23 protein-coding genes and 1 pseudogene are annotated in these 26225 nt (G+C 70.2%); 16 read left to right on the top strand and 8 right to left on the bottom strand.

What is annotated here, in order from left to right; translation table 11 throughout:
- From AC30CM_RS12010 to AC30CM_RS11995, 4 genes are read right to left on the bottom strand one after another with little or no spacing between them, the layout of a single operon-like run.
- Positions 1 to 1167 (bottom strand): ABC transporter substrate-binding protein, encoded by a 1167-nt coding sequence (locus AC30CM_RS12010; protein ID WP_490117096.1) that lies wholly within the window; start codon positions 1165 to 1167, stop codon positions 1 to 3.
- The gene (locus AC30CM_RS12005) at positions 1164 to 1883 is read right to left on the bottom strand and encodes an ABC transporter ATP-binding protein (protein ID WP_490117095.1); all 720 of its coding nucleotides are present in this window, start codon (positions 1881 to 1883) and stop codon (positions 1164 to 1166) included. The genes AC30CM_RS12010 and AC30CM_RS12005 overlap by 4 nt, the downstream gene beginning before the upstream one ends.
- Positions 1859 to 2914: an acyl-CoA dehydrogenase family protein gene (locus AC30CM_RS12000; RefSeq protein WP_490117142.1), complete on the bottom strand. Its 1056-nt coding sequence runs from the start codon at positions 2912 to 2914 to the stop codon at positions 1859 to 1861. The genes AC30CM_RS12005 and AC30CM_RS12000 overlap by 25 nt, the downstream gene beginning before the upstream one ends.
- A 5-nt stretch (positions 2915 to 2919) precedes the next feature.
- On the bottom strand, positions 2920 to 3396 hold the full coding sequence (locus AC30CM_RS11995; RefSeq protein WP_490117141.1) for a DUF4242 domain-containing protein: 477 nt from the start codon (positions 3394 to 3396) through the stop codon (positions 2920 to 2922).
- Positions 3397 to 3540: 144 nt separating this feature from the next.
- Between AC30CM_RS11995 and AC30CM_RS11990 the strand changes: the two genes are divergently transcribed.
- The 5 genes and pseudogenes from AC30CM_RS11990 (at position 3541) to cysC (ending at position 9208) form a co-directional block, all read left to right on the top strand.
- Positions 3541 to 4146 (top strand): TetR/AcrR family transcriptional regulator, encoded by a 606-nt coding sequence (locus AC30CM_RS11990; protein ID WP_490117094.1) that lies wholly within the window; start codon positions 3541 to 3543, stop codon positions 4144 to 4146.
- Entirely contained in the window at positions 4143 to 5510 is a 1368-nt protein-coding gene (locus AC30CM_RS11985) for a sulfatase family protein (RefSeq protein WP_490117093.1), read from the top strand. The genes AC30CM_RS11990 and AC30CM_RS11985 overlap by 4 nt, the downstream gene beginning before the upstream one ends.
- A gap of 61 nt (positions 5511 to 5571) precedes the next feature.
- Positions 5572 to 6372, top strand: a pseudogene (gene stf0 / locus AC30CM_RS11980) (trehalose 2-sulfotransferase).
- The gene (gene cysD / locus AC30CM_RS11975) at positions 6369 to 7289 is read left to right on the top strand and encodes a sulfate adenylyltransferase subunit CysD (RefSeq protein ID WP_490117092.1); all 921 of its coding nucleotides are present in this window, start codon (positions 6369 to 6371) and stop codon (positions 7287 to 7289) included. The pseudogene stf0 and the gene cysD overlap by 4 nt, the downstream one beginning before the upstream one ends.
- Entirely contained in the window at positions 7289 to 9208 is a 1920-nt protein-coding gene (gene cysC, locus AC30CM_RS11970; RefSeq protein ID WP_490117091.1) for an adenylyl-sulfate kinase, read from the top strand. The genes cysD and cysC overlap by 1 nt, the downstream gene beginning before the upstream one ends.
- A gap of 8 nt (positions 9209 to 9216) precedes the next feature.
- On the opposite strand, the gene AC30CM_RS11965 is transcribed toward cysC, so the two are convergent.
- Complete coding sequence (locus AC30CM_RS11965) at positions 9217 to 9987, bottom strand: trans-aconitate 2-methyltransferase (RefSeq protein WP_490117090.1); 771 nt, start codon at positions 9985 to 9987, stop codon at positions 9217 to 9219.
- A gap of 20 nt (positions 9988 to 10007) precedes the next feature.
- Here AC30CM_RS11965 and AC30CM_RS11960 point away from each other — a divergent pair, with 20 nt between their 5' ends.
- From AC30CM_RS11960 to AC30CM_RS11950, 3 genes are read left to right on the top strand one after another with little or no spacing between them, the layout of a single operon-like run.
- Entirely contained in the window at positions 10008 to 10889 is an 882-nt protein-coding gene (locus AC30CM_RS11960; protein ID WP_490117089.1) for an amidohydrolase family protein, read from the top strand.
- A 54-nt stretch (positions 10890 to 10943) separates the two neighbouring features.
- Positions 10944 to 12758 carry a glycosyltransferase family 39 protein gene (locus tag AC30CM_RS11955; RefSeq protein ID WP_490117088.1) on the top strand — a complete coding sequence of 605 codons (1815 nt, stop codon included), beginning with the start codon at positions 10944 to 10946 and terminating at the stop codon, positions 12756 to 12758.
- 24 nt (positions 12759 to 12782) lie between these two features.
- Positions 12783 to 13988 carry an alpha/beta hydrolase family protein gene (locus AC30CM_RS11950; protein WP_490117087.1) on the top strand — a complete coding sequence of 402 codons (1206 nt, stop codon included), beginning with the start codon at positions 12783 to 12785 and terminating at the stop codon, positions 13986 to 13988.
- Between the two features lie 43 nt (positions 13989 to 14031).
- On the opposite strand, the gene AC30CM_RS11945 is transcribed toward AC30CM_RS11950, so the two are convergent.
- Together AC30CM_RS11945 and AC30CM_RS11940 are read right to left on the bottom strand one after the other, a co-directional pair.
- Positions 14032 to 15012, bottom strand: coding sequence for an SAM-dependent methyltransferase (locus AC30CM_RS11945; protein ID WP_490117086.1), 981 nt, complete (start codon positions 15010 to 15012; stop codon positions 14032 to 14034).
- Between the two features lie 29 nt (positions 15013 to 15041).
- Entirely contained in the window at positions 15042 to 15932 is an 891-nt protein-coding gene (locus tag AC30CM_RS11940) for an oxygenase MpaB family protein (RefSeq protein WP_490117085.1), read from the bottom strand.
- 68 nt (positions 15933 to 16000) lie between these two features.
- Between AC30CM_RS11940 and AC30CM_RS11935 the strand changes: the two genes are divergently transcribed.
- The 8 genes from AC30CM_RS11935 (at position 16001) to AC30CM_RS11900 (ending at position 25357) form a co-directional block, all read left to right on the top strand.
- The gene (locus tag AC30CM_RS11935) at positions 16001 to 16630 is read left to right on the top strand and encodes a TetR/AcrR family transcriptional regulator (RefSeq protein ID WP_490117084.1); all 630 of its coding nucleotides are present in this window, start codon (positions 16001 to 16003) and stop codon (positions 16628 to 16630) included.
- A 123-nt stretch (positions 16631 to 16753) separates the two neighbouring features.
- Complete coding sequence (locus AC30CM_RS11930; protein WP_490117083.1) at positions 16754 to 17890, top strand: alpha/beta fold hydrolase domain-containing protein; 1137 nt, start codon at positions 16754 to 16756, stop codon at positions 17888 to 17890.
- A gap of 24 nt (positions 17891 to 17914) precedes the next feature.
- Entirely contained in the window at positions 17915 to 18394 is a 480-nt protein-coding gene (locus AC30CM_RS11925) for a cupin domain-containing protein (protein WP_490117082.1), read from the top strand.
- Between the two features lie 67 nt (positions 18395 to 18461).
- Positions 18462 to 19406, top strand: a complete 945-nt coding sequence (locus AC30CM_RS11920) for a 2-hydroxyacid dehydrogenase (protein ID WP_490117140.1) — start codon at positions 18462 to 18464, stop codon at positions 19404 to 19406.
- An 86-nt stretch (positions 19407 to 19492) separates the two neighbouring features.
- Positions 19493 to 21676 carry an acyl-CoA dehydrogenase family protein gene (locus AC30CM_RS11915; RefSeq protein ID WP_490117081.1) on the top strand — a complete coding sequence of 728 codons (2184 nt, stop codon included), beginning with the start codon at positions 19493 to 19495 and terminating at the stop codon, positions 21674 to 21676.
- 63 nt (positions 21677 to 21739) lie between these two features.
- A complete protein-coding gene (locus AC30CM_RS11910) occupies positions 21740 to 22663 on the top strand; it encodes a LysR family transcriptional regulator (protein ID WP_490117080.1) in 924 nt (307 codons plus the stop codon).
- 102 nt (positions 22664 to 22765) lie between these two features.
- Positions 22766 to 24292 carry an APC family permease gene (locus AC30CM_RS11905; RefSeq protein ID WP_490117079.1) on the top strand — a complete coding sequence of 509 codons (1527 nt, stop codon included), beginning with the start codon at positions 22766 to 22768 and terminating at the stop codon, positions 24290 to 24292.
- Positions 24293 to 24337: 45 nt separating this feature from the next.
- Positions 24338 to 25357, top strand: a complete 1020-nt coding sequence (locus tag AC30CM_RS11900) for an aminotransferase class IV (RefSeq protein WP_490117078.1) — start codon at positions 24338 to 24340, stop codon at positions 25355 to 25357.
- A gap of 55 nt (positions 25358 to 25412) precedes the next feature.
- Here the strand turns inward: AC30CM_RS11900 and AC30CM_RS11895 are convergent, their stop codons facing one another.
- Positions 25413 to 26204, bottom strand: coding sequence for an SDR family NAD(P)-dependent oxidoreductase (locus AC30CM_RS11895; RefSeq protein ID WP_490117077.1), 792 nt, complete (start codon positions 26202 to 26204; stop codon positions 25413 to 25415).
- Positions 26205 to 26225 lie beyond the last annotated feature (21 nt).

Below are 26225 nucleotides of genomic sequence, written 5' to 3'. Positions count from 1 at the left end.
TCATCGGGGTTGCACCTGTTCGGTTCTGGTGACACCGGGGTTCCACCCCAGCGTCTGCGCGCCGCCGCGGGCGGCCAGGGACGTGCGGACGAAGGTGTCGTCGACCAGCTCGGCGTGCACCGCCGCCGGGTCCAGCCGGTCGAGGAAGCGGCGGTCACCGTCGACGACGGTCTCGCCCATCGACTCCACCAACCGTCGCGTGAAGCTCGGGAACGGGAACGGCGCGAAACCCAGCCGCTGCGGCTGCCACTCGGGGTGGGCGAACGCGTACGGCGGCTGCGGGTAGGTCAACGCCAGGCGGACGGCGGGTACCGGCTGCGGCAGATAGGCGCCGCCGGCGAGCTGGGCGGCCGCCCCCGGCCGGTCGGCGTCGATGCGCAGCTGCGCCGCGACGACGGCGTCGGTGACGGCCTGCACGGCGTCCGGCCGACGTGCGATGACGTCGTCGCGCGTGATCAGGACGCAGCAGGCATGATCGCGCCACACGTCTCCGAGGAACGTGTGGATGCGGCCGATCTTCTTGATCGCGGCGATGGCGTTGAACGGGTCGGCAACGACGTAGCCCGCGATCGACCGGTTGGCCAGCGCGGGCACCATGTCCGACGGGCTCATCACGATCAGCTCGACGGTGCGACGCTGCCGCGACGCCGCCGTGCGCACCACGGGCGTCAGACCGTGGGCTCGCAGCAACTGCTGCAGCACGATGTTGTGGATGGACCACCAGAACGGGATGGCGACCTGCCTGCCCGCCAGGTCGGCGAGGTCGTGCACGTCGGGCGACACGGTGAGCGCCGAGCCGTTGGTGTGGTTCCACCCCAGCACCCGCACCCCGCCGCCCAGGGCGTAGCGCAACTGGACGGCCATGGGCATCAGCAGGTGGACGACGTCGACCTGGCGGGTGATGAAGGCCTCGGCCAACGCCGCCCAGCTGCGGAACAGCACGGGTTTGGCCGAGGACACCACGCCCGCCGGGTAGAGCGCGGCGGCGTGCGCCACCAGTAGCGGCGCCGCGTCGGTGATCGGTAGATAACCGATGCGCAGCCCGGCACCGCCCGCGCCGGGCTCGGTCGTGGCGCTACGAGCCAGGTCGGCCACGCCGAACAGTCCGCCCGCCGCGGCGAGCGCGGCCGCTCCGGTAAGCAGGGTGCGCCTGGTCGTGGCGCTCACGGCGCCGTCCGGATCGCGTACGCGGCGAGCACCTCGCGCCTCAGCTCGGCCTTGCGTTCGGCCGACGTACCGACGAGATGCCAGGCGCCGGTGAGTCTTCCGTCGTCGATCGACACGATGCGATGTGCCAACGCCAATGCCTCGTCCACGTCGTGGGTGACCAGCACCACCGTCACCTCGAGCGCTGCGGCGAGATCGGCCAGCCAGCTCTGCAGCTCGCCGCGCGTCGCCGGGTCCAGGGCGCTGAAGGGTTCGTCGAGCAGCAGCAACCGCGGTGACGTCGCGACCGCCCGCAGGATCGCCACCCGCTGCGCCTGACCGCCGGAGAGTTGGTCGGGGTAGCGGTCGGCCAACGTGCCGACGCCGAAGCGCGCCATCAGCCCGGCGACGTCACCGTCGTCGAAGTCGTTGCGGTGCGCGGCGAATCGCCGTGCGAACGATACGTTCTCGGCGACGGTGAGCCACGGCATCAGCAGCGGCCGTTGGAACACGACGCCGGTGCGTGGCCTGCCGCCGTCGGCGAGCCACCGCACGGTGCCCGACGTCAGCTCCTCGAGGCCCGCCAACACGCGCAGCAGCGTGGACTTCCCGCTGCCACTGCGCCCCAGCAATGCGAGGAACTCCCCGTCACCGATGGTCAGGTCCACTCCGGACAGGGCCGCGGCGGCGCCGAATCGCTTGCCGGCGTTGGTCAGTCGTACCGACTCAGTTCCCACCGCAACTGTCCTTCCGATGGCGACTGCACGGGTAGGAAGGCGGCTTCCCGGAACCTCCGGTTGGCCGCGCTGCCCAGCGCGTAGCCGGCCCCTCCCACCAGCGTGGTCTCCAGACGCGTGGCCGCCAGCGCCAGCGTCGCGGCGTCCAAGCGCAGCTGGGTCACCGCACGCTTGGTCGGCTGGGAGGCGGCCAGCCGGTACAGCTCGTTGCCGATCTCGGCGCCGCGGGTCGACAGCTCGTCCAACTCGGCGGCGAACTGCCCGGCCAGCACCCCGCCGACGCGGGCCGCGCCCGTCAGCGCCGCGCGCGCGGCGCCCACGCAGAACGCCGACTGCAACAGCAGGAACGTGGGCCGGATGTGCGGCACGAATCCGTAGAGGTCGGCGCTGACGATGCGGTCCCGGGGGACGTACACGGCGTCGAGGCGCAGCGACGACGACGCCGTGCCGCCCAGCGCCATGAGGGCCGGCGCCGGGTCCACGGTGACGCTGGGGGCGTCGACGTCGAGCAGCGCGACGTAGGCCGTACCGTCGTCGGCCTTGGCCGGGACGACCATCAGCGCACCGGCGAACAGGTTGGAGGCCCACCGCACGGGTCCCGAGATGCGCACGCCGTCACCATCACCGACGGCGCGCAGCGGCAGGTCACCGAGACCCGCCATGTGCTTGAGCGCGGCGGCCATCGCGGTGACCCCGATCCGCGTTCCGGTCCGCAACTCGCCGAGATGGTTGGAGCGCAACGGTTCCGGGGCCCGGCGCACGTACTGCAGCGCCATGGTGTGAGCCCAGGTGGAGAACCCGACGGCCAGACTCTGCTCGGCCATCTCGTCGACGACGCGCACCATGTCCGGGAGACCGTCGTCGGCCAGGGCCGCGTCGAACAGGCCCGCCGCACCGAGGGCGCGGATGTCGACGCGGACGTCCGTGCGCTGCTGGTCGATGTCGGCGGCCCGGTCGGCCACGGCCGCGGCAACCTGGCCCAGCGCATCCGAAGCCGAGGGGGACGGGGCAGGAGCCGCCCGCGAGACCAGTGGGCTCACCCCTCGTCCGCCAATCGGTGCACCCGGTCGACCGGCGTCTCGACGGCGTCGCGTGCCCGCAGCACGGCCGCCTCGTCGGGGGCGTCGTAGAAACAGAGGCACTTGTCCATGTCCTCGCGGACGTAGGTGCGCAGGAAGGACACCTCGGGGACGTTCGCGTACTTGGGCGCGTTGGCCTTCTTGCGCGCGAGGTAGGCGTCCATCGTGAGTTCGGCGGGCAGATCCCATTCCACCAGGTAGCCCGCCGAGGGCTTGGCCGCCTTGAGGGCGGCCAGATCGGTACCGACGAGCCGCACCTGGTGAGGCCCGCTGACCTCGGGCACGCCCAGCTCCTCGGCCTGCAGAACCGCAGCGGCGGAGGCGAATTCGGCAATCGCGAAGATGCGTCCGGTCTCGCGGGTGACCTGGGCCTCGATCAGCTCGCCGTCCGCCTTGCGGACGTGGGCATCGACGTCGGAGAGCACCCGGTCGATCGTAGTGCGGTCCGAACGGCGATCGGTGATCTCGTAGAGGTACAGCGTCACGGTGGCATCCCTTCGTCGGCGGGCTCGGTCACCCGCACTCTGCTATAGACAGACCGGTCTGTCTATCTGTTCCGCTGAGCTAACCTTCGGAACATGACCTCCACCACACCGCACGCGGCGGTGGCGCCCCCAGCGGGCGCGGGCACCGGCCGGCCCGCCGAGCGACTGCTGCACGCAGCGACGAAACTGTTCGCAGACCAGGGCATTCGCGCCGTCGGTGTCGATCAGTTGCTGCGCGAGGCAGGCGTGGCCAAGGCCAGCCTGTATGGCACCTTCGGCTCCAAGGACGCACTCGTCACGGCATACCTGCGGGGTTTGGATCACGATGATCGCAACCGCTGGATCGCCGCCACCACCGCCGTCGCCGACCCCGTGGCGAAGGTGCTGGCCTTCTTCGACCTGGCCGCGGCGTCCGCGCGGGCACGGGACTTCCGTGGGTGCCTGTACGCCAACGCCGCGTCGGAGTATCCGGGCGTCGACCTCGAACCCGTGCGCGCTCACCGCGCCTGGCTGCGCGACACCGTGACCGACCTGCTGGTCGCCGCGGGCATCGGATCCGCCGACGCGGCCCCCCTGGCCTCCGACGTACAGCTCATCTACGACGGGGCACTGCTGGGGTCGAAGCTGGAACGCGACGTCGCGCCCATCGCCGCGGGCCGCCGACTCGTCGCCGACCGCATCGCTATGTTGTCCCGATGACGGACAACGTGCTGCTGATCCATTGGCACGATCTCGGCCGCCACCTCGGGGCCTACGGTCACGCGGACGTCTGTAGCCCGAACCTGGATCGGCTGGCGGCCGAGGGCATCCTGTTCACCCGCGCCCACGCCACCGCTCCCCTGTGTTCGCCGTCGCGGGGATCACTGTTCACCGGCCGCTACCCGCAGAGCAACGGCCTGATCGGACTGGCGCACCACGGTTGGGAGTATCGACCCGGCGTACGGACCCTGCCCCGGTTGCTCTCCGAATCAGGTTGGCACACCGTGCTGTTCGGCATGCAGCACGAGACGTCCTTCCCCGATCGACTGGGATTCGACCACTTCGACGTCAGCGACTCCCTGTGCGACTACGTGGTGGCACGTGCAGGCTCGTTCCTCGAGGACGCTCCCGACGTGCCGTTCTTCCTCACGGCGGGATTCTTCGAGACCCACCGGCCGTATCCCCGCGAGCGCTATGCACCCGCCGACCCCGACACCGTCGAGGTGCCCCCCTATCTCCCCGACACCGCCGACGTCCGCGAAGACCTCGCCGACTTCTACGGCTCGATCCGCGTCGCCGACGCCGCCGTGGGCCGCCTGCTGGAGACCCTCGACGCGACCGGCCGTGATCAGGACACGTGGGTGGTGTTCACCACCGACCACGGGCCCGCGCTCCCCCGGGCCAAGTCGACGCTGTACGACGCGGGTACCGGCATCGCCTTCATCGTGCGGCCGCCACGGCGCCTGGGCACCGTCGGCCGGGTCTACGACGAGATGTTCAGTGGCGTCGACCTGGTGCCCACGCTGCTGGAACTTCTCGGCCGCGACGTGCCGGACGACGTCGAGGGCGTCTCGCATGCCGGCCCGCTGCTGGCGGCCCCCCAGTCGTCCTCGCAGCCGTCCCCGGCGCGAGCCGAGGTGTACACCGCCAAGACGTACCACGACTCGTTCGACCCCATCCGCGCCGTCCGCACCAAGCAGTACGCCTACATCGAGAACTACGCTCCCCGACCAGAATTGGACCTGCCCTGGGACATCGCGGACAGTCCACCGGGGCGGCTGGTGGCACCCCGGACGCAGGGCCCCCGCCCGGCGCGCGAACTGTACGACCTGACCGTGGACCCCGCCGAGAGCGTCAACCTCCTCCTCGGCGACGTCGACCCGGCCCACGAGGCCGTGGCGGCCGACCTGGCCCTGCGACTCGACGCGTGGCGCCAGAAGACGGGCGACGTGATCCCGTCGGACTTCGCGGGCACCCGGATCTCGGAGCGCTACACCAGCACCTACCTGAGCATCCTGGGCCGACCGCTCCCCAGCCGGTCTTCCGAGGCCGCGGGGCGCGGCGTACACGTCGACCACGGTTAAACTCATCGTGATAAAAATGCCTGTCTAGCAGCACTTTTCGGTTCGGGTTACGCTCTGGCACATGGCCGCCCCCACCGCATATCTGGTGCTCGCGTCGCAGCGCAGTGGCAGCACCCTGCTCGTGGAGTCCCTGCGCGCCACGGGCGTCGCCGGCGAACCCCAGGAGTTCTTCCAGTACCTGCCGTCGACCAGCCAGTCACCCCAGCCCCGACAGTGGTTCGAAGGCGTGTCCGACGAGTCGATCCTGCGACTGCTCGATCCGCTCGACGAGGGCAAGCCCGACATCGCTCCCGCCGACATCTGGCGCGACTACGTACGCACCGTGGGACGCACGCCCAACGGCGTGTGGGGCGGCAAGCTGATGTGGAACCAGACTCCGCTCCTGCTGGACCGGGCAGCCGGGCTCACCGAGCGATCCGGCGAAGGCTTGCTCGCGGCCATCCGGGACGTCGTGGGCAGCGATCCCGTCCTCATCCACGTCTACCGCCCCGACGTGGTGTCACAGGCCGTGTCGTTCTGGCGGGCGGTGCAGACGCGGGTGTGGCGCGGCCGGCCCGATCCGGCCCGCGACCTCAGGGCCGAATATCACGCGGGCGCCATCGCGCACGTGGTCACGATGTTGCGGGCGCAGGAGGAAGGCTGACGGACGTGGTTCGCCGAGGAGGGCGTGGTCCCCCTCGACGTGCCCTATCCGGTGTTGTGGCGCAACCTGACCCAGGTGGTGGGCACCGTGCTCGAGGCCCTCGGCCTCGATCCCAGCCTGGCACCCGCCCCCGTGCTGGAACGCCAGGCGGATCAACGCTCCGACGAGTGGGTGGAGCGCTACCGCACCGACGCCGAGCGTGACGGGCTGCCGACGTGACCGCGGCCCCGCTCGACGCCACCCACGTCGACGAACTTCGTACCCTCGAGGCCGAGGCCGTCCACGTCATCCGTGAGGTCGTCGCCGAACTGACCCGCCCCGTGCTGCTGTTCTCGGCGGGCAAGGACTCGATCGTGCTGCTGCGCCTGGCGGAGAAGGCGTTCCGCCCCGCACCGTTGCCCTTCCCCGTCATGCACGTCGACACCGGGCACAACTTCGCCGAAGTCATCGAGTTCCGAGATCGACGCCTCGCCGAGCACGGGCACGATCTCATCGTGGCCTCGGTGCAGACCGCCATCGACGACGGCCGCGTCGCCGACCCCGGACCAGGCGCCTCGCGCAACCGTCAGCAGACGCGCACGCTGCTGGACGCGTTGGAGGCGGGCGGGTTCGACGCGGCGTTCGGTGGGGCCCGACGTGACGAGGAGCGTGCCCGCGCCAAGGAGCGCATCCTGAGCTTCCGCGACGAATTCGGCCAATGGGATCCGCGCGCGCAGCGACCGGAGCCGTGGTCGTTGTACAACGGGCGGATCCGCAAGGGTGAGCAGGTCCGGGTGTTCCCGTTGTCGAACTGGACCGAGCTGGACGTCTGGCGCTACATCGCCATGGAAGGCCTCGCGCTGCCGTCGATCTACTTCGCCCACCAGCGTGACGTCCTCCAGCGCGACGGGATCCTGCTCGCCGTCTCCGAGTACGTCCAACCGCGAGACGACGAAACCGCGCTACTGGAGTGGGTGCGGTACCGCACGGTCGGTGACCTGACGATCACCGGCGCCGTCCGGTCCCGTGCCACCGACGTCGCGGGCGTGATCGAGGAGATCTCTGCAGCGACGGTTTCCGAACGAGGCGAGACCCGCGCCGACGACCGGACATCGGTAGCGGCAATGGAAGACCGCAAGCGGGAGGGCTACTTCTGATGGCACCGGCGACGCGCCAGCTACTGCGCATCACCACCGCGGGATCGGTCGACGATGGCAAGAGCACGCTCATCGGCAGGCTGTTGCACGACACCGACAGCCTGCCGTTGGATCACCTGGAGGCCGTCACCGACGACGACGGCGTCGCCGATCTGGCCGCCCTCTCCGACGGCTTGCGCGCCGAGCGTGAGCAGGGGATCACGATCGACGTGGCCTACCGCTTCTTCTCGACCCGACACCGCAGCTACATCCTGGCCGACACGCCCGGCCACGAACGCTATACGCGCAACATGTTCACGGGTGCATCCAACGCCCACGTGGCAATCCTGCTCGTGGACGCACGCGCAGGCGTGCTGCGCCAGACCCGTCGACACGCGCGGATCGCCAAGCTGTTGGGCATCAAGCACTTCGTGGCGGCCGTCAACAAGATCGACCTGGTGAACTTCGACGAGGCCGCGTTCGACTCGGTGCGGGCTGAACTCCGCCTGCTGGCCGAGCGGTTGGACTTCTCAGGCACCGCGGCCGACCTCCAGGTGATCCCCATGGCGGCCACGACGGGCGACAACGTCGTGCACCGCTCGGAGCGCACGCCGTGGTATCCGGGACCCACTCTGCTGGACTACCTCGAAGACGTGGAATTGACCGCTCCCCAACCAGAACCGTCCAAGCTTCGGCTTCCCGTGCAATGGGTCTCACGCCCCACCGCGCAGCAGCGACGCCGCTACACCGGCAGGATCGCGGCAGGAACGCTGCGTGTCGGCGATGCGGTGATCTCGTTGCCCGCGGGCACCACCTCGACCGTCACCGCCCTGGACACCCTCGACGACGACCGGGCGGTAGCCGTCGCTCCGCTGTCGGTGTCGGTCGAGTTGGCCGACGGCATCGACATCGGCCGCGGTGACGTGCTGGTCAGCGGTGCGGCGGATCGGACCGACCACCCCGTGCTGGCGCGCGAGTTGTACTCCACCGTCTGCTGGTTCGCGGACTCACCGCTGCGCGCCGGTGATCGCGTCGCACTCAAGCAGGGTACGCGGACCGTGCGTGCCACCGTTCAGGAACTGCACACCAAGCTGGACCCCGAGACGCTCGACGACCTCGATGGCCCGGTCCAGTTGGAACTCAACGACATCGGCTCGGTGACGCTGCGCACCAGCTCGGTGGTCGTCGCGGACCGCTACGCCGACAACCGTGACGTCGGCGCCTTCATCCTGATCGACGAGACGTCGAACGACACCGTTGGTGCGGGCACCATCACCGAGGCCCGCGAAGTCCGACCGGGCGCCCAGACGCGCAACGACATCCGTTGGCACCCGTCGTCGTTGGATCGTCGCCACCGCTGGTCCAGCACGGGCCAGCGCGGTGCCACCATCTGGTTCACCGGGCTGCCCGCATCGGGGAAGTCAACCCTCGCCGTGGCCGTCGAACGAGCGCTCGTCGAGTCCGGTGACGTCGCATACCTCCTCGACGGCGACAACATCCGCCACGGGTTGTCCGACGATCTGGGTTTCTCCGCCGGCGACCGGGCCGAGAACATCCGACGCGTCGGCCATCTCACGCGGTTGCTCGCCGACGCCGGTGTGGTGGCGTTGGCATCGCTGGTGTCGCCGCTGACGTCCGACCGCGAGATCGCCCGCAAGCTCAACGAAGCGGCAGAGCTGCCGTTCGTCGAGGTGCACGTGGCGACCTCGTTGGCCGAGTGCGAGCGGCGCGACCCGAAGGGCCTCTACGCACGCGCGCGGGCAGGCGAACTCACCGGCCTCACGGGCGTCGACGCCCCGTACGAGCCGCCCGAGCACGCCGATCTCGTGGTGGACACCACCGAAGCCGACATCGACGTCCTGGTCGGGCGCGTCTTGGAGGCCCTGCGCAACGTGCGCGACGGGCCCCCGCAGGACGACGGGCCCGCGCGCTCCGAATGACCAAGCGGCTACGCGGCCACGCGGGCCACCACGAACACGCGGCGGAACGGGTAGAAGGTGATGCCGTCGGCGCGCCGCGGGTACTCGGCGGCCAGCACCGGTGCGATCGCCGCGCGGTAGGCCTGCCAATCATCCTCCGACAGCCGACTCTTCACCTGCGTGAGCGCCGTGCCGGTGATCCAGTCCAACACCGGGTCCGCACCCGTCAATCGGTGCACGTAGGTGGTCTCCCACGCGTCGACGGTGCAGCCGGCGTCGGTCAGCATCTCGGCGTAGCGCTGCGGTGGTTCCACCGAATTGCCGTCGCGCCAGGGCATGTCGTGCAGGGCGTCGGCGAATTCCGGCCGCGCGGCCACCTCGCGCATGGCGCGATGTGACGGCAGCTCGGTGTTGAAGGGCACCTGGAACGCGATCCACGCGCCCGCGGTCAGCTCGCGGGCCCAGCGCTCGACGACGGCCACGTGCTCGGGCAGCCACTGCAGCGCGGCATTGGACACCACCACGTCGACGTCCGGCTCGGGCACCCATTCCGCGATGTCGCCGACGACGGCGTCGAGCCCACGTTCGCGTGCCGCCGCGACCATCTCGGGCGAGCTGTCCACGGCGTGCACCGTGGCGTCGGGCCAGCGCTGGGCCAGTGTCTGCGTGAGATTGCCCGGACCGCAGCCGAGGTCGACCACGCGGCGTGGTGATTCGGCGCCCACCCGGGACAGCAGATCGAAGAACGGCCGACCCCGATGGTCGGAGAAGGCCAGGTACACGTCGGGGTTCCAGGTCACGTCTGACATTCTCGTCCGTGATGGACGAGACCACGGCGGTACGCGGGATCTGGGAGTCGCTGGGCCTACCGGGTCTGGTCGACGTGCACACGCACTTCATGCCCACCCGCGTCATGGACAAGGTGTGGCAGTACTTCGACGACGCGGGCCCACTGGTCGGCCGCCCCTGGCCCATCACCTACCGCACCACCGAAACGGATCGGCTGCGACGGTTGCGCGAGTTCGGCGTCCGCGCCTTCACCTCGCTGGTCTACCCCCACAAACCGGACATGGCGCAGTGGCTCAACCAGTGGGCCGCCCGGTTCGCCGCGGAGACGCCCGACTGCCTGGCCACCGCGACGCTCTACCCGGAACCCGGGGTCACCGACTACGTCGTCGACGCCATCGAGGGCGGGGCACGGGTGTTCAAGGCGCACGTCCAGGTGGGCCGTTACGACCCCGCCGACCCCCGGCTCGACGGGGCCTGGGGGGCACTGGCCGAGGCACGCATCCCCGTGGTCATCCACTGCGGATCGGGACCGCAGCCCGGGGAGTTCACCGGGCCCGATCCCGTGGCGCGGGTGCTCGCACGGCATTCGCGGCTCCGACTCGTCATCGCGCATCTCGGCATGCCGGAGTACTCGGACTTCCTGGACCTCTGCGAACGCTACGACGGGGTGCACCTGGACACCACGATGGCGTTCACGCCGTTCGTGGAGGAGACCATGCCCTTCCCCGCGGCCGAATACCCCCGCCTGCGCGACGTCGGTGACCGCATCCTGTTCGGCAGCGACTTCCCCAACATCCCGTACGGCTACCTCGAGGCCGTGCGCTGCGTCGTCGGGCTCGACGTCGACGACGCGTGGCGGCGCCACGTGCTGCACGACAACGGTGCACGCCTGTTCGACCTGTCCCACAGCTGATTCACAGTCCGCTCCACGGGTTCTCGGCAGCAGCCGTCGCGATGCTCGGGGACCGTGAGGTGGCCGCGGTGGTGTCTGGCCGTCCTGCTCCTGGCCACCGCGGCGCTGTACCTGTGGGAGCTGTCGGCGTCGGGGTACGGGAACACCTATTACGCCGCGGCCGCGCAGGCCGGCGCACAGAGCTGGCGTGCGTGGTTCTTCGGCGCATTGGACGCGCAGGGCTTCATCACCGTGGACAAGCCGCCCGCGGCGTTGTGGCTGACGGGTCTGTCGGTGCGGCTGTTCGGCATGTCGCCGTGGGCGGTGCTGGCGCCGCAGGCCGTGGTGGGCGTGGCGGCGGTGGCGACGCTGTATGCGACGGTGCGGCGCACCATGGACGATACGGTGCGGCGCACCATGAACGGCACGCTGGGCGCCTGCGCCGGTCTGCTGGCGGCGGCGGTGCTCGCGCTGACCCCGGCCGCGGCCCTGATCTTCCGCTACGACAACCCCGATGCGCTGCTGGTCTTCTCGCTGACCGCGGCCGCCTACGCCACCACCCGCGCCGTCGACTCCGGCTCATGGCGGTGGCTGGCCGTCGCGGGCGCCCTCCTCGGAGGGGCCTTCCTGACCAAGATGCTGCAGGCGTTCCTGGTGGCTCCCGGCATCGGGCTGGCCTATCTGCTGTGCGCACCCCGGCCGTGGCGAATCCGTGTGGCGCACCTGGGTGTTGCGGCGTCGACCCTGGTGCTCTCGGCCGGCTGGTGGGTCGCGATCGTGACGCTGCTGCCGGCATCCGACCGACCGTACGTGGGCGGGTCGAGCACCGACTCGGTGCTCGATCTGGCGTTCGGATACAACGGATTGCACCGGATCGTCGGCACCGACCGCCCGATGGCCACCGTCACGTCGCGGGGCTCGGGGACCGGGGTGCACCGCCTGTTCGGTGGGGAGATGGCCGACGAGATCTCGTGGCTGCTGCCCGCCGCGGCGCTGGCGCTCGCATTCGGCGTCTACCTGGCACGCCGACTCGACCGCACGGAGCGCGCCGCACTGCTGCTGTGGGGTGGCTGGCTGGTGGTGACGGGCGGCGTCCTGGCCTACATGCAGGGCACCGAGCATCCCTACTACACCGTGGCCCTGGCCCCGGCCGTCGCGGCACTGGCCGGTCTGGGTGCCGCGTGGTGCTGGCGTGCGCGTGACGGGCTCGACGGACGCGTCGGCGCGGCGGCCATGGTCGTGGCTGCGGCAGGGTGGTCGGCGCTGTTGTTGCGGGACAACCACTTCGGGGCGTTCTCGGATGCGGTGTTCGCCGTCGGCGCGGTGGCCGCGCTGGCCCTGCTGGCCGGCGGACGGGCGGCCCGCCCCGCCGGGGCGGTCGGCGTGGTGGCCGCGCTGGCAGGCTCGGCGACGTTCGCCATGCTGACGGCCGCGACACCGCACCATGGCACGGCACCGGTGGCGGCCCGCCTCTGGCGCGTCGACGGCCATCCGTCGCCGAATGCGGCGGCCGGGGGCAGTTGGCTGGGCGACGAGGGCGACAACGCCGAACTCGCGGCGCTGCTGGCGGCCACCTCCACGCCGTGGTCGGCGGCGACCAACGGTGCGCAATCGGCCGCGGTTCTCGAAATCGCCTCCGGCACTTCGGTCATGGCGGTAGGCGGCTTCAGCGGCGGGGATCCGGTGCCGACTCTGGAGCAGTTCGTCACCGACGTGCACGCCGGCCGCATCGGCTACTGGGTGCAGGCCGGTGGGGCCACCCAGCCCACGGGCGAGGTCGTGCGGTCGACGACGCACGGGCGCACCCACACCCGGGAGATCGCCGACTGGGTGGCCGCGACGTTTCCCAGCCGGACGGTGGGCGATTCGCTCGTCTACCGTCTGACCTAGCCGCCACGGGTTACGATCGCGAACGTGGCAACCCTGCATCCGGCCGCCGTTGCCCCCGTCGACCCGCCGCTTCCCGTCCCCGACGTTCCCGGGGCCGATGCCACGCGCCGCGGTCTCCCCAGACGTTCGGAACTCACCAGGGGGCAGCGCGCCCTCGTCGACGCGTCGGCCGTCGCGGATCTCGGATTGCGCACGGCCATCGCCTCGATGATCGGCGTCGCGATGCTGCCCAAGGTCGCCGCTGCGGCTTTCGGCAGCACCCGCAGCACCGAACGGGCCGCCCTGGAGTTCTACGCCGGTCTGGCCGCTGCGCGAGACCCGCTGACGGCGTTTCCCGCCCCCACCGAGCCGCCCCGCGTCGCCACGCGGCGGGCCAACCCGATGGCCGAGTGGCTGGCCCACGGACACGTCGACGACATCCGCTTCACCAGCAGCTACCGCGCGATGAACCCGGCCGTCCGCGAACGCCGGGCGACGTACGCGCGCAACGACGTCGTGCACGCCCAGCACTGGCGCCACGACGACGGCCCCCATCCGACGCTGTGCCTGATCCACGGATTCATGGGCTCGGCCTACCTGTTCAACGGCCTGTTCTTCTCCCTGCCCTGGTTCTACCGCTGTGGTTACGACGTGCTGCTGTACACGTTGCCGTTCCACGGCAGGCGTGCCGAACGTGGATCGCCGTACAGCGGGTACGGCTACTTCGCCGACGGGCTCGCCGGCTTCGCCGAGGCCATGGCCCAGGCCGTCCACAACTTCCGTTCGGTGCTCGACCATCTCGAGTACACCGGCGTGGACCGCATCGCCCTGACGGGCATGTCCCTGGGGGGTTACACCGCGGCTCTGGTCGCCTCGGTCGACGACCGCGTGCAGGCCGTCATCCCCAACGTCCCCGTCGTCACCCCGAACGCGGCGTTCGACGACTGGTTTCCCGCCAGCCTGTTGGTCACGGCAGGCAATCGGCTCGCGGGCATCGACGCCGAGTTGCTCGCGGCGGCGTCGGCGTACCACTCGCCGCTGAACTACGCACCGCTGGTGCCCAAGGACCGGCGCCTCATCATCGCCGGCCTCGGCGATCGGCTGGCGCCGCCGCAGCAGGCCGAGCTGTTGTGGCAGCACTGGGACCGCTGCGCGTTTCACTGGTTTCCCGGCAATCACGTGCTGCACGTCAGCCAACCCGACTACCTGCGCCGCATGACGCGCTTCATGGCACCGTTCATGTTCCGCTGATCCCCGCGCAGGGAAGAGTCGAGATCGGCGGCGGCGCCGCGTCTTACGCCTTCGTGCCGCTGACCAAGGCGATCGAGGCCGCCATCGGGCCGGCCTCGGGATCGTCGTCGGGTATGGAACGGCCCACCTCCGCGAGGTAGGCCGACAACCCGGTGGTGGCGACGTCCCAGCCGCGGGCGCCGAACCAGCGTTCGGCCGGAGCGTGCTGCTCGTTGTAGACCAGCGTGAAGAACGATCCCTCGCGGCCCGCCGCACGCTCGGCCTGCTGCTTGGCGACGAACGCCTCGTGCGGCATGGGCGCACCCTCTTCGACGGCCACCCAGCTACCCGCGGCCGCCAACGCGTCGACGCCACGGAACAGCTGCTCCTGCGCCGCGGCAGGCAGATAGATCAGCAGGCCCTCGGCCAGCCAGGCCGACGGCCGCGCCGGGTCGAAACCGGCGCCACGCAACGCCGCCACCCAGTCGTCACGAAGATCGACGGCCACCTCGCGCCGCTCGGCGCGGGGTTCGGCGCCGCCGTGCGCCAAGACCTCCCGCTTGAAGTCCAGCACCTGCGGTTGGTCGAGTTCGTAGACGACCGTGCCGTCGGGCCACGGCAGCCGGTAGGCCCGCGAGTCCAACCCGGCGGCCAGCAGCACGACCTGCTCGGCACCTGCTTCCGCGGCACGCGCGAAGTAGGCGTCGAAGTACCTGGTCCGCGCGCCCTGGAACGACGTGAAGTGCTCACCGAACTGCGACCGCAGGCTCAGCGCACCGACGTCGCCGTTGCCGGCCCCGTCGGTGCCACCGCCCGTGTCCTCGAACCCCGTGTCCTCGAACCCCGTCTCCTCGAACCCCGTGTCCTCGAACATTGCGGCCCACTCGCCACCGGCCGCCCGGCAGAACCGTTCGGCGAACGGGTCGACGGCCAACGGTCGGGGTCGACGCGACTCCAGGGCCCGCGCCGCGGCGACGAACAACGCCGTCGATCCGACGCTCGTGGTGATGTCCCAGGTGTCGCGTTCGTTGCCGGTGGGCCGCATGGACGCGAGGGTACGCCCGCCCGGTGGACTCAGATCAGCGGCAGACCCTTGCGGATTCGTCGGTCGACGTCCCACAGCAGGACGTTGAACGGGAACTGCCGGACCACGCTCGGCAGCGCGTGGTTGACCGCACCGATCACCGCCGTCAACCGGTCGAACCGTCGTTGCCGGTCGGCGCCCCAGGGCAGCCGCATCTCGTCGCGGAACCGTTGCGGCAGAAAGCCCGTCGTGATCAGCAACGCCAGCGCCTCGGCGCGGCGTCGGATCACCGGGGGCAAGGTGACGCCCCGGATCCGGTTGGCGGCGATCGGGTACAGGTAGTCGCGGATCGTGTCGTCGACGTGGATGTTCTCGAGGGACCGCTGCCAGTAGGCATCGAAGGCCGCGCGGTCGGCGGGCCACATGTCGGGCGGGACCTGCAGCGTGGTGCCCAGGTGCATGCCGTCGCGGTAGTGCTGGTCGGCCGTCTCGTCGTCCATCTCGCCGACGAACAGCCGGTGGACGTCCACGCCCCCCTTGTAGAGGCAGGCCGCGACCCAGAGTTGCAGGTCCTTGTCCATGGCGTGGTAGGTCACCGGACTCTCGGCGGTGGAGTACACCTGGGCGTGCGCCTTGTTGACCGCCCGGCGGAAGGCCGCCTTCTGCGCGTCACTGCCCTTCGTGGCGACCGCGAGATAGGTGAACGTGGTGCGGGCGCGCTTGACGGGATGCAGGTCGACGCGGCCGCTCTCGACGCGGCTCTCCTTCACGCCGTACCCGACCGCAGGGTGCGCCAACTGCATGATCACGTTCGCCGGGCCGGCCAGCAGCGCCACCCCCATGAGACCGTCCTCGATGCGGGCGCCGCGGCTGCGCCGCCGCGCCGTCGGGCGGGGCGGGGCGGCCACGCCCCGTTCCACGTGGCTCTCACTCACCGTCATGCCCGGCCCCCTCGATTCTGCGAACGCGCGTTTCCTGATATTGCAAGGCGCTCTGGACGGGTGTCAAGATGGAGTTCGTGACCCAGGCCCGGCCCTACCGCGGCGTCGACGCCGTGCAACGCGTCGCCGAGCGCAAGCGCAGGTTCCTCGAGGCCGGCCTCACCCTGCTGGGCGGCTCCGACGCCCCGCAGGATGTCACCGTGCGCGCGGTCTGCCGCGAGGCCGGGCTGGCGGCGCGCTACTTCTACGAGAGCTTCACCGACCGGGACCAATTCGTGGGCGCCGTGTTCGACGCCGTGATCGCCGACCTCGCCGCCACCACCCAGGCCGCGGTGGCCGCCGCGCCGCCGGAGGGCCAGAACCGCGCGGGCATGGCCAACGTCGTCGGGGCCATCGCCGCCGACCCCCGGATCGGCCGCGTGCTGTTCGACGTCGGACTGAGCAACGCCGTGGTGGCCCGCAAACGAGCCGACTCCGGGCTGCTGCTGGCCACGCTCTACGGTCGCGACGTATCGGCGGCGTTGCGCGTCGATCCTCCCCGCACGCTGCGCAGCATGGCGACCGCCCACTTCGCCGTCGGCGGCGTGGGCCAGACGCTGTCCGCCTGGCTCGCCGGCGACGTCCCGATGACGCCCGAGCAACTCGTCGACCACCTCGCGGCGATCCTCGACACCATCACCGACCCCCGACTGCACTGACGCGGGTGTGCCATGAGCCGACTTTCGGCGGTATCGGTCCCGCAGCGCTTCTGCTATACCCGAGTCAGCGGCGGTCCGGGGGGATGCGGCCGTCGGCGCGGCATTCGGCTCGAGGGGGGCGACATGGCTGGGAGTCCAGGGGGCACACCGGGTGTCTTGCGCGAGTTCGTCGGCCTGACGTCACCGTCGTCGCGCCGGGCGGGCTCGGGCGGCCACCCCTGCCAGGGCATCTACTACCGCGGCGTCGGTCGCAAACCCAAGGTGGCGATGCTCGCGGCGCACTATCAACTCGACTTCTCGGAACACTATCTCGCCGAGTACATGGCGACGCGCGGCATCGGATTCCTGGGGTGGAACACCCGGTACCGCGGCTTCGAGAACACGTTCCTGCTCGATCACGCCCTCGTCGACATCGCCGTGGGCGTGCAGTGGCTGCGCACCGAACAGAACATCGAAACCATTGTCCTACTGGGTAATTCTGGCGGCGGGTCGCTCATGGCCGCCTACCAGGCGCAGGCCGTCGACCCGCACGTCGTGCCGCAGTTCGGGATGCGGCCCGCACCCGGACTCGGCGAACTACCCGCCGCCGACGGGTACGTGGCCAGCGCGGCGCACCCCGGCAGGCCGGACGTCCTCACGGCATGGATGGACCCCGCCGTCGTCGACGAGTCCGACCCCGTGGCCACCGACCCCGACCTCGACCCGTTCGACCCGCGCAACGGCCCACCGTTCTCGCAGGCGTTCGTGCAGCGCTACCGCGCCGCGCAGGTCGCCCGCAACCACGCCATCACCGATTGGGTGGACGTCGAGATGAAACGCGTTCGCGCAGCGGGTTTCTCGGACCGGTCGTTCTCGGTACACCGCACGTGGGCAGACCTGCGCATGATCGACCCGACGCTCGAACCGACCCGTCGTGCACCCAACACCTGCTATGCCGGGCGGCCCGTCTCGGCCAACCGTTCGGCCAACGGCATCGCGGCGTCCTGCACGTTGCGCAGCTGGACCAGCATGTGGAGCCTGCGGCACGCCCAGACCCGAGCCGAGCCGCACCTGGCCCGGGTGACCTGCCCGGCACTGGTCATCAGCGCCGATCAAGACACCGGGGTGTTCCCCTCGGACGCCACCCACGTCGTCGACGCGCTCGCCTCCTCCGACACCACGCTGCGCACCATCGACACCGACCACCACTTCACGACGCCCGGCGCGCGCAGCGAGCAGGCCGACCTGATCGCGAAGTGGATCCACGCACGCTGGCGTTAGGCCACTGAGCCATGATGAGGGTCCATGAGCTTCCTCCCGAACGACCGCATCACCGGCACCTGGCGGCCGGCGTCCGATCAAGACACCGCCTTCCAGACGCGGTTCGTCGCGCCGGGCTCTGCCACGCGCGGCGAGTTCGGCATGTTCGAGGGGCGCCTGGCACCCGGACTGGGCGCGGTTCCCCATGTGCACCAGGGGTTCTCGGAGTCGTTCTACGTCCTCGACGGCAGCCTGCGCATCCGGACCGGCACCGAGGTGCGCACGGCGACTGCCGGCGACTTCGTCTACGTGCCGCCCACGGGCGTGCACGCCTTCCGCAGCACCGGTGAGACCGACGCACGGTTCCTGCTGATCTTCGCGCCGGGCGCGCCCCGCGAGGACTACTTCCGCGCCATGGCCGAACTGGCGCAGCGCGCGACGCCGCCCACCGTCGAGGAGATCGACGAGGTGGCGCGCCGGCACGATCAGCTCAACCTGCGGGATCCGCGCTGGGCCATCGACTAGGGCCCGCACGGCCCCGAGTGGCCCGTCGAGCCGGCGGTGCGGCCGATGCGAGGATGACACCGTGACCCTGCGCGTGCTCGCCCACTTCCTCCCCGGCAGGACGGTGCGCGGCCTCCTCGCACCCCATGCCGACTGGCTCGACGTGCACTTCTGCGCCGAGGACGACCACGCCACGTTCGCCCGTGAGCTGCCCCACGCCGACGTCGTGTGGCACGTGCTGCAGCCACTGACGGCCGACCACCTCGCCGCCGCATCCCGCTGCCGGCTGGTGCACAAGCTGGGTGCGGGGGTCAACACCATCGACGTCGACGCCGCAACCCGGCACGGCATCGCCGTGGCGAACATGCCCGGCGCCAACGCGCCGTCCGTCGCCGAGGGCACGGTACTGCTGGCCCTGGCCGCCCTGCGCCGGCTGCCGGAACTCGACCACGCCACCCGCGAGGGTGCGGGCTGGCCGACCGACCCCAGCCTCGGCGAGACCGTGCGCGACCTCGGCAGCTGCACCGTGGGCCTGGTCGGCTACGGCAACGTGGCCAAGGCCGTGGAACGCATCGTCGCCGCGATGGGCGCCACGGTGCTGCACACCAGCACGCGCGACGACGGTCATCCCGGCTGGCGCCCACTGGCCGAGCTGTTGGCCGCCTGCGACGTGGTGTCCCTGCACCTGCCGCTGACCCCGGACACCCACGAACTGCTCGACGCCGAAGCCCTGGCCACCATGAAACGCGGTGCGGTGCTGGTCAACACGTCCCGCGGAGCCATCGTCGACGAGACCGCCCTCGCCGATGCCCTGCAGACCGGGCGCCTCGCGGCCGCGGGCCTGGACGTGTTCGCCGAGGAACCGGTCCCCGACGACAACCCGCTGCTGGACCTCGACAACGTCGTGCTCAGTCCGCACGTCACCTGGTACACCGTCGACACCATGCGCCGCTATCTGCACCTGGCGATCGACAACTGCGAGCGGCTGCGCGACGGCCGAGACCTCGCCCACGTCGTCAATCCGCAGGCCTGACGCGGGACCTCGTTCCCAACCCACCGGTTGATTCGGTAGCGTGGCGAGCGATCGACACGCGCGAACCCAACGTAGGGAGGCAACGAATGCCCATCGCCATCCTGTCCGAACACACCGACCTCGCCGACTCCGTGCGGTCCTTCGTCGCGCGGGTCGCGCCGTCGGAGGTGCTGCACGAGGCCCTCGAGACCCCGCTGCCCAACCCGCCGGGCTATTGGAAGGCCGCCGCCGAGCAGGGTTTGCAGGGCGTACACCTCGCCGAGGACGTCGGCGGTCAAGGCTTCGGCATCCTCGAGTTGGCGATCGTGCTCGCCGAGTTCGGCTACGGCGCCGTCCCGGGCCCCTTCGTCCCCTCGGCGATCGCCAGCGCGCTGATCGCCGCGAACGACGCCGCCGACCCCCGCCTGGAGGGTCTCGCCTCGGGCGAGGTCATCGCCGCGTACGCCATCGACTCGGGCCTCACCGCCACCCGCCAGGGTGACGGTCTGGTGATCCGGGGTGAGGTCCGCGCCGTCCCGGCCGCCGCGCAGGCCGGGCTGCTGGTCCTGCCGGTCGCCATCGACGGCGGCGAGGAGTGGGTGCTGCTCGACGCCGGCCAGGTGGAGATCGAATCGGTCCCCAGCGTCGACCCGCTGCGTCCCATCGCGCACGTCCGCGCCAACGCGGTCGAGGTCGGCGACGACCGCGTGCTGTCGCGGCTGGGCCGCACCCGGGCCCGCGCACTCATCACCACGCTGCTGGGTGCCGAGTGCATCGGCGTGGCCCGCTGGGCCACCGACACCGCCGCCGAGTACGCCAAGATCCGTGAACAGTTCGGCCGGCCCATCGGCCAGTTCCAAGCGGTGAAGCACAAGTGCGCCAACATGATCGCCGAGACCGAGCGGGCCACCGCGGCGGTCTGGGACGCCGCCCGCGCGCTCGACGCCGACGACGCCGCCGACGGCGACGTCGAGTTCGCCGCCGCCGTCGCGGCCACCCTCGCCCCGGTGGCCGTGCAACACACCACGCAGGACTGCATCCAGGTGCACGGCGGCATCGGGTTCACCTGGGAGCACGACACCAACGTCTACTACCGGCGCGCCATCGTGCTGGCGGCGTCCTTCGGACGCGCCGCCGACCACCCTCAGCAGGTGGTCGACGTCGCCACCAGCCGCGGCATGCGGTCCATCGACATCGACCTCGACCCGGACACCGAGAAGCTGCGCGACGAGATCCGCGCGGAGGTCGCCGCGCTCAAGGCGATCCCCAGCGAGGAGCGCACCGTCGCCATCGCCGAGGGCGGCTGGGTGCAGCCGCACCTGCCCAAGCCGTGGGGCCGCGCCGCGTCCCCCATCGAGCAGATCATCATCGCCCAGGAGTTCTCCAGCGGACGGGTGAAGCGGCCCCAGATGGGCATCGCGGCGTGGATCATCCCCTCGATCGTCGCGTTCGGCACCGACGATCAGAAGCAGCGCTTCCTGCCGCCGACGTTCCGCGGCGAGATGATCTGGTGTCAGCTGTTCTCCGAGCCCGGCGCGGGCTCGGACCTGGCCAGCCTGTCCACCAAGGCCACCAAGGTCGACGGCGGCTGGCGGATCACCGGGCAGAAGATCTGGACCACCGGCGCGCAGTACTCCCAGTGGGGCGCCCTGCTCGCCAGGACCGACCCGAGTGCGCCCAAGCACCAGGGCATCACGTATTTCCTGCTCGACATGGCCTCCGAGGGCGTCGAGGTCAAGCCGCTGCGGGAACTCACCGGCAACGCCATGTTCAACACGGTCTTCATCGACGACGTGTTCGTCCCCGACGACATGGTGCTGGGCGAGGTGAACCGGGGCTGGGAGGTCAGCCGCAACACGCTGACCGCCGAGCGGGTGTCGATCGGCAGCAGCGAGCCGCCGTTCCTGGCGAGCCTCGACCAGTTCGTGGAGTTCCTGCGCGACGGCCAGTTCGACCAGATCGAGCAGCACGAGGCGGGCCGGCTGATCGCCGAGGGCCACGCCGCCAAGCTGCTCAACCTGCGCTCGACGCTGCTGACGCTGGCCGGGGGTGACCCGATGCCCGCGGCCGCCATCTCGAAGCTGCTGTCAATGAAGACCGGTCAGGGGTACGCGGAGTTCGGCGTCTCGTCGTTCGGCACCGACGCCGCGATCGGCGACCACGACCAGCTGCCGGGCAAGTGGGCGGAGTACCTGCTGGCGGGTCGGGCCACGACCATCTACGGCGGCACGTCCGAGGTGCAACTGAACATCATCGCCGAGCGGCTGCTGGGCCTGCCGCGCGATCCGTAGCCCGACACTCCGGTTGTCGACGCGCTCCTCGGCGTGTCGCGTCGGCAACCGTAGTTTCGGCGCATGAGCGCCGACGTCACGCTGCGCCAGCTGCGCTACTTCGCCGTGCTCGGCGAGGAACTCAACTACCGCAGGGCCGCCGAACGGCTCTTCATCACCCAGCCCGCGTTGTCGACCGCCATCAAGCAGCTCGAGCATGCGTTCGGCGTGGTGCTGTTCACCCGCAACACCCGCGCGGTGGCGCTCACCGACCTGGGCGCCGCATGGCTGCCACAGGTGCAGCAGGCGCTCTCCGGCGTCGACGCGGTGGTCGACAACCTCGTCATGCTCTCCGGCACCCGCCACGGCGTGCTGCGTGTCGGGTATCTCATCGGCACCGGAGCCGACCTGCTGTTCCGCATGGTGCGGCACTTCGAGGCCGCCTATCCCGACGTCACCGTGGAACCCATCGAGTTCGACTTCGCCGATCCCACGGCCGGATTGGCCGACGGCACCACCGAGGTGGCGATCATCCGCCCGCCCGTCGAGCTGCCCGAGCACCGGATGCTGGTGCTGGATTCCGAGTCGTGGGTGGCGTGTCTGCCGCGTGACCACCGGCTGGCCGAACGCACCGAGGTGTCCATCGGAGAACTGCTCGACGATCCGATCGTGTGCGCGCCGTTGACCGCGGGCGTGTGGCGTGACTACTGGCTGGCGATGGACGTGCGCGGCACCAAGCCGCCGACGATCGCCGCCGTCGCCGCCACCTACGAGGGCGAGACGACGGCGATCGCGCGCGGTCTCGGCATCAGCTTCACGTCGTCGTCGGTGGCCCGGTTCTACGACCGCCCGGGCATCGTGTACGTACCGATAACCGATCGCCCACCCAGCCATACGGCGCTGGCGTGGCATCCCGCGACGCTGTCGCCGCAGGCGGAGGCGCTCGTCAACCACGTGCAGTCCGAGTGGAACTTCGGTGACGTCGCCCCCGATGACCCCGGCCGATAAATTTCGGTTATCAATAGATCAAAACATGGAACTTCCGGTGAACGCCGCGCGGCGTTTTCCTGTCTTCAGGCACCCATCCCCTCCCATTGACCTGGAGTGATCATGACCGATGCCCTCACGTCACCCGCTCATTCAGATCCACCGCACACCACCGGCACCGGCACCGGCGCCATGAACGCCGAAGACGCCAAGCTCGCCGAACTCGGCTACACCCAGCGTCTCGACCGGTCGGTCGGCACGCTGGCCTCGTTCGCCATCGGCTTCGCGACGATCAGCGCCACCACCGCCGTCTTCACCGGCTTCGGCGCCGGCTACTTCACCGCGGGCGCCCCGTTCGTGTGGACGCTGCTGCTCGCCGGTGCGGTGTTCGCACTGTGGACCTTCATCGCCGCCGACCTCACCGCCAAGTTGCCACTGGCCGGCTACTCGTATCAGTGGATCAGCCGCATCAACGGACCCAACCTCGCGTGGTTCACCGGGTTCATCGCGCTGATGGGCTGGGTGTGCGGCATGACCGGCGTCGGCTTCATCCTCTCCGGGTACCTGGGCGGCCTGCTGGGTTGGAGCATGACCCAGACGACGCAGATCCTGCTCGCCATCGCCGTGGTGTTCGTCTGCGTGCTGATCAACATCTACGGCGTGCGCTTCGCCACCATGGTCAACAACATCGGCGTCAGCTTCGAACTCGTCATCACCGTGGGCGCGACCGCGCTCATCGCCGTCATCGCCTTCAGCACGCCGGAGAACCACCAGCCCATCTCGACGCTGTTCACCGGCGGGGCGTCCGGCGACAAGGACTCCTACGTGCTGGCGTGGCTGGCCGCGGCGCTGGGCCCGTTCTTCGGCCTCATCGGCGTCGAGTCCGGCGCCGACGTCGCCGAGGAGACCAAGAACGCCAGGCGCGTCGTGCCCAAGACGATGTTCTACGCGCTGATCACGTCCATCGTCATCGAGTTCCTGATGTACGTCGTGTACGTGCTGGCCATCAAGGATCCCGCTGCCGTGGAAGCCAATTCGGCCGCGCCCATCGAGGAGATCATCACCCAGCAGGCCGGTCCCATGGTGACCAAGGTGGTGGTGGCCATCGCGCTGACCAACATCCTGGCGTGCCTGCTGGCCAACATCCTGGTGGCCACGCGGCTCACCTACTCGATGGCCCGCGACAACATGCTGCCGTTCTCCCACGTGTGGCGCCACGTCTCGCCGAAGAGCAAGGCACCGACGTACGCGGTGCTCGGCCTGGGCTGCCTGTCCACGGTGCTGCTGCTGTCGGCACTGGTCAACGAGAAGGCGTTCAACTACATCATCGGCATCGCCTCGCTGCTGTTCTTCTTCGTCTACATCCTGCAGACCATCGGCCTGCTCGTCGGCTACCGCCGGGGCACCATCCCCGCCGCCGAACCCGGCACCTTCGACCTGGGCCGGTGGCGGCTGCCGGTGTACGTCACCGCGCTCGTGGTGTTCCTCGGCGTGGCCGTGGCCCTGCTCTTCCTGCCGCAGTTCACCAGCAACAAGTGGGTCTTCCTGGGCATCGTCGTCCTGGCGGCGCTGTGGTGGGGCACCGGCCTGAAGAACCGGCTCTCCCGCGGCGACGCCGGCGCCGACTACGCCAAGACCCACGACATCTAGAACCACACGTCAAAACCCAACGCAGACAAGGAAAGAAAGACGCTCATGACCGCAGTGACCGATGCCGGAACCTCCAACCTCGTCGCCGTCGAACCCGGCGCCATCCGGGAAGACACCCCGGCGGGCTCGGTGATCCAGTACAGCGACTACGAACTCGACGAGAGCAGCCCCTTCGCCGGTGGCGCGGCGTGGATCGAGGGCGAGTTCATCCCCGCCGAGGACGCCCGAATCTCGATCTTCGACACCGGGTTCGGGCATTCCGACCTGACCTACACCGTGGCGCACGTGTGGCACGGCAACATCTTCCGGCTGGACGACCACCTGGACCGACTGCTCGACGGCGCCCGCAAGCTGCGGCTCGAGGTCGAGTACTCCAAGGACGAACTCGCCGAGATCACCAAGAAGTGCGTCTCGCTCTCGCAACTGCGCGAGTCGTTCGTGAACCTCACGGTGACGCGCGGCTACGGAAAGCGCAAGGGCGAGAAGGACCTCACCAAGCTCAACCACCAGGTCTACGTCTACGCCATCCCGTACCTGTGGGCGTTCCCGCCCGCCGAGCAGATCTTCGGGACCACCGCGATCGTTCCGCGCCACGTGCGCCGGGCAGGGCGCAACACCGTCGACCCGACCATCAAGAACTACCAGTGGGGCGACCTGACCGCGGCCAGCTTCGAGGCCAAGGATCGCGGTGCTCGCACCGCGATCCTGCTCGACTCCGACGGCTGTGTGGCCGAGGGCCCCGGCTTCAACGTGTGCATCGTCAAGGACGGCAAGCTGGCTTCACCGTCGCGGAATGCGTTGCCCGGCATCACCCGTAAGACGGTGTTCGAGATCGCCGACCAGATGGGCATCGAGGCGACGTTGCGCGACGTCACCAGCCACGAGCTGTACGAGGCCGACGAGTTGATGGCCGTCACCACCGCGGGCGGCGTCACGCCCATCAACTCCCTCGACGGCGAGCCGATCGGCACCGGTGCGCCCGGACCCCTCACCGTGAAGATCCGCGACCGCTTCTGGGCGCTGATGGACGAGCCCGGCCCACTGGTCGAGGCCATCCAGTACTGAGCGAATCGTGGAGTCTCCGTCGCGCTGAGCGCGACGGAGACTCCACTTTTCGTCGTTACGGCAGGATCGAGTCGACGTACCCGCCGTCGACGCGCAGTGCGCCACCGGTGGTCGCCGACGCCAGGGGCGAGGCCAGATAGGCCACCATGTTCGCGATCTCGGCCGGTTCGATGAGGCGCTGCAGCAGCGACTGCGGTCGGTGCAGGCGCATGAACTCGCGCTGCGCCTCGTCCCACGGCAGGTCCTTGTCCACCAACTCGTAGACGAAGTCCTCCACGCCCGCGGTGTGCGTGGGTCCGGCGATCACGGAATTGACCGTGACGCCCGTGCCCGCCGCGTCCTTGGCGAAACCCCGCGACACCGCCAGCAGCGCGGTCTTCGACACCCCGTAGTGGATCATCTCCTGCGGGATGACGATGGCCGAGTCGCTGGCGATCTGGATCGCGCGGCCCCAGCCACGCTCCACCATCCCGGGCAGGTACGCCCGGATCAGGCGCACCGCCGCCAGCACGTTCACCTCGAAGTACTGCCGCCACTGCTCGTCGGTGATCTCCCGCGCCGGCACGGCCCCGAAGATGCCGAGATTGTTCACCAGCACGTCGACGTGCGGCACCTGACCCACCAGGGCGTCCACACCCGACTCCGAGGCGACGTCCACGGGCACGCCGACGACGTCGGCGCCGGTGTCGTTGCGCAGCCTGGCGGTCGCGTCGTCGACGCGCTCGGCGGAGCGCCCGTTCACCACGATCTTGGCGCCGCTGGTCGCCAGTGCCTCGGCGATGGCGTAGCCGATGCCTTGCGTGGAGCCGGTGACGAGGGCGGTCTTACCAGTCAGGTCGATGTTCACGGGGCAGTACTACCACCGCGA

This window comes from Mycobacterium sp. DHQP2018-32-09 (genome assembly GCF_058148405.1).
Note: the sequence above shows the minus strand (reverse complement) of the source record. Positions and strands in the feature narration are given on the sequence as shown.

Coding starts and splice junctions, on each gene's coding strand:
- AC30CM_RS11900 (WP_490117078.1), top strand. CDS start 24,338: ATGACCGCAGTGACCGATGCCGGAACCTCCAACCTCGTCGCCGTCGAA.
- AC30CM_RS11925 (WP_490117082.1), top strand. CDS start 17,915: ATGAGCTTCCTCCCGAACGACCGCATCACCGGCACCTGGCGGCCGGCG.
- AC30CM_RS11960 (WP_490117089.1), top strand. CDS start 10,008: ATGGACGAGACCACGGCGGTACGCGGGATCTGGGAGTCGCTGGGCCTA.
- AC30CM_RS11990 (WP_490117094.1), top strand. CDS start 3,541: ATGACCTCCACCACACCGCACGCGGCGGTGGCGCCCCCAGCGGGCGCG.
- AC30CM_RS11930 (WP_490117083.1), top strand. CDS start 16,754: ATGGCTGGGAGTCCAGGGGGCACACCGGGTGTCTTGCGCGAGTTCGTC.
- AC30CM_RS11940 (WP_490117085.1), bottom strand. CDS start 15,932: ATGACGGTGAGTGAGAGCCACGTGGAACGGGGCGTGGCCGCCCCGCCC.
- AC30CM_RS11915 (WP_490117081.1), top strand. CDS start 19,493: ATGCCCATCGCCATCCTGTCCGAACACACCGACCTCGCCGACTCCGTG.
- cysC (WP_490117091.1), top strand. CDS start 7,289: ATGGCACCGGCGACGCGCCAGCTACTGCGCATCACCACCGCGGGATCG.
- AC30CM_RS11945 (WP_490117086.1), bottom strand. CDS start 15,012: ATGCGGCCCACCGGCAACGAACGCGACACCTGGGACATCACCACGAGC.
- AC30CM_RS11935 (WP_490117084.1), top strand. CDS start 16,001: ATGGAGTTCGTGACCCAGGCCCGGCCCTACCGCGGCGTCGACGCCGTG.
- AC30CM_RS11985 (WP_490117093.1), top strand. CDS start 4,143: ATGACGGACAACGTGCTGCTGATCCATTGGCACGATCTCGGCCGCCAC.
- AC30CM_RS11910 (WP_490117080.1), top strand. CDS start 21,740: ATGAGCGCCGACGTCACGCTGCGCCAGCTGCGCTACTTCGCCGTGCTC.
- AC30CM_RS11905 (WP_490117079.1), top strand. CDS start 22,766: ATGACCGATGCCCTCACGTCACCCGCTCATTCAGATCCACCGCACACC.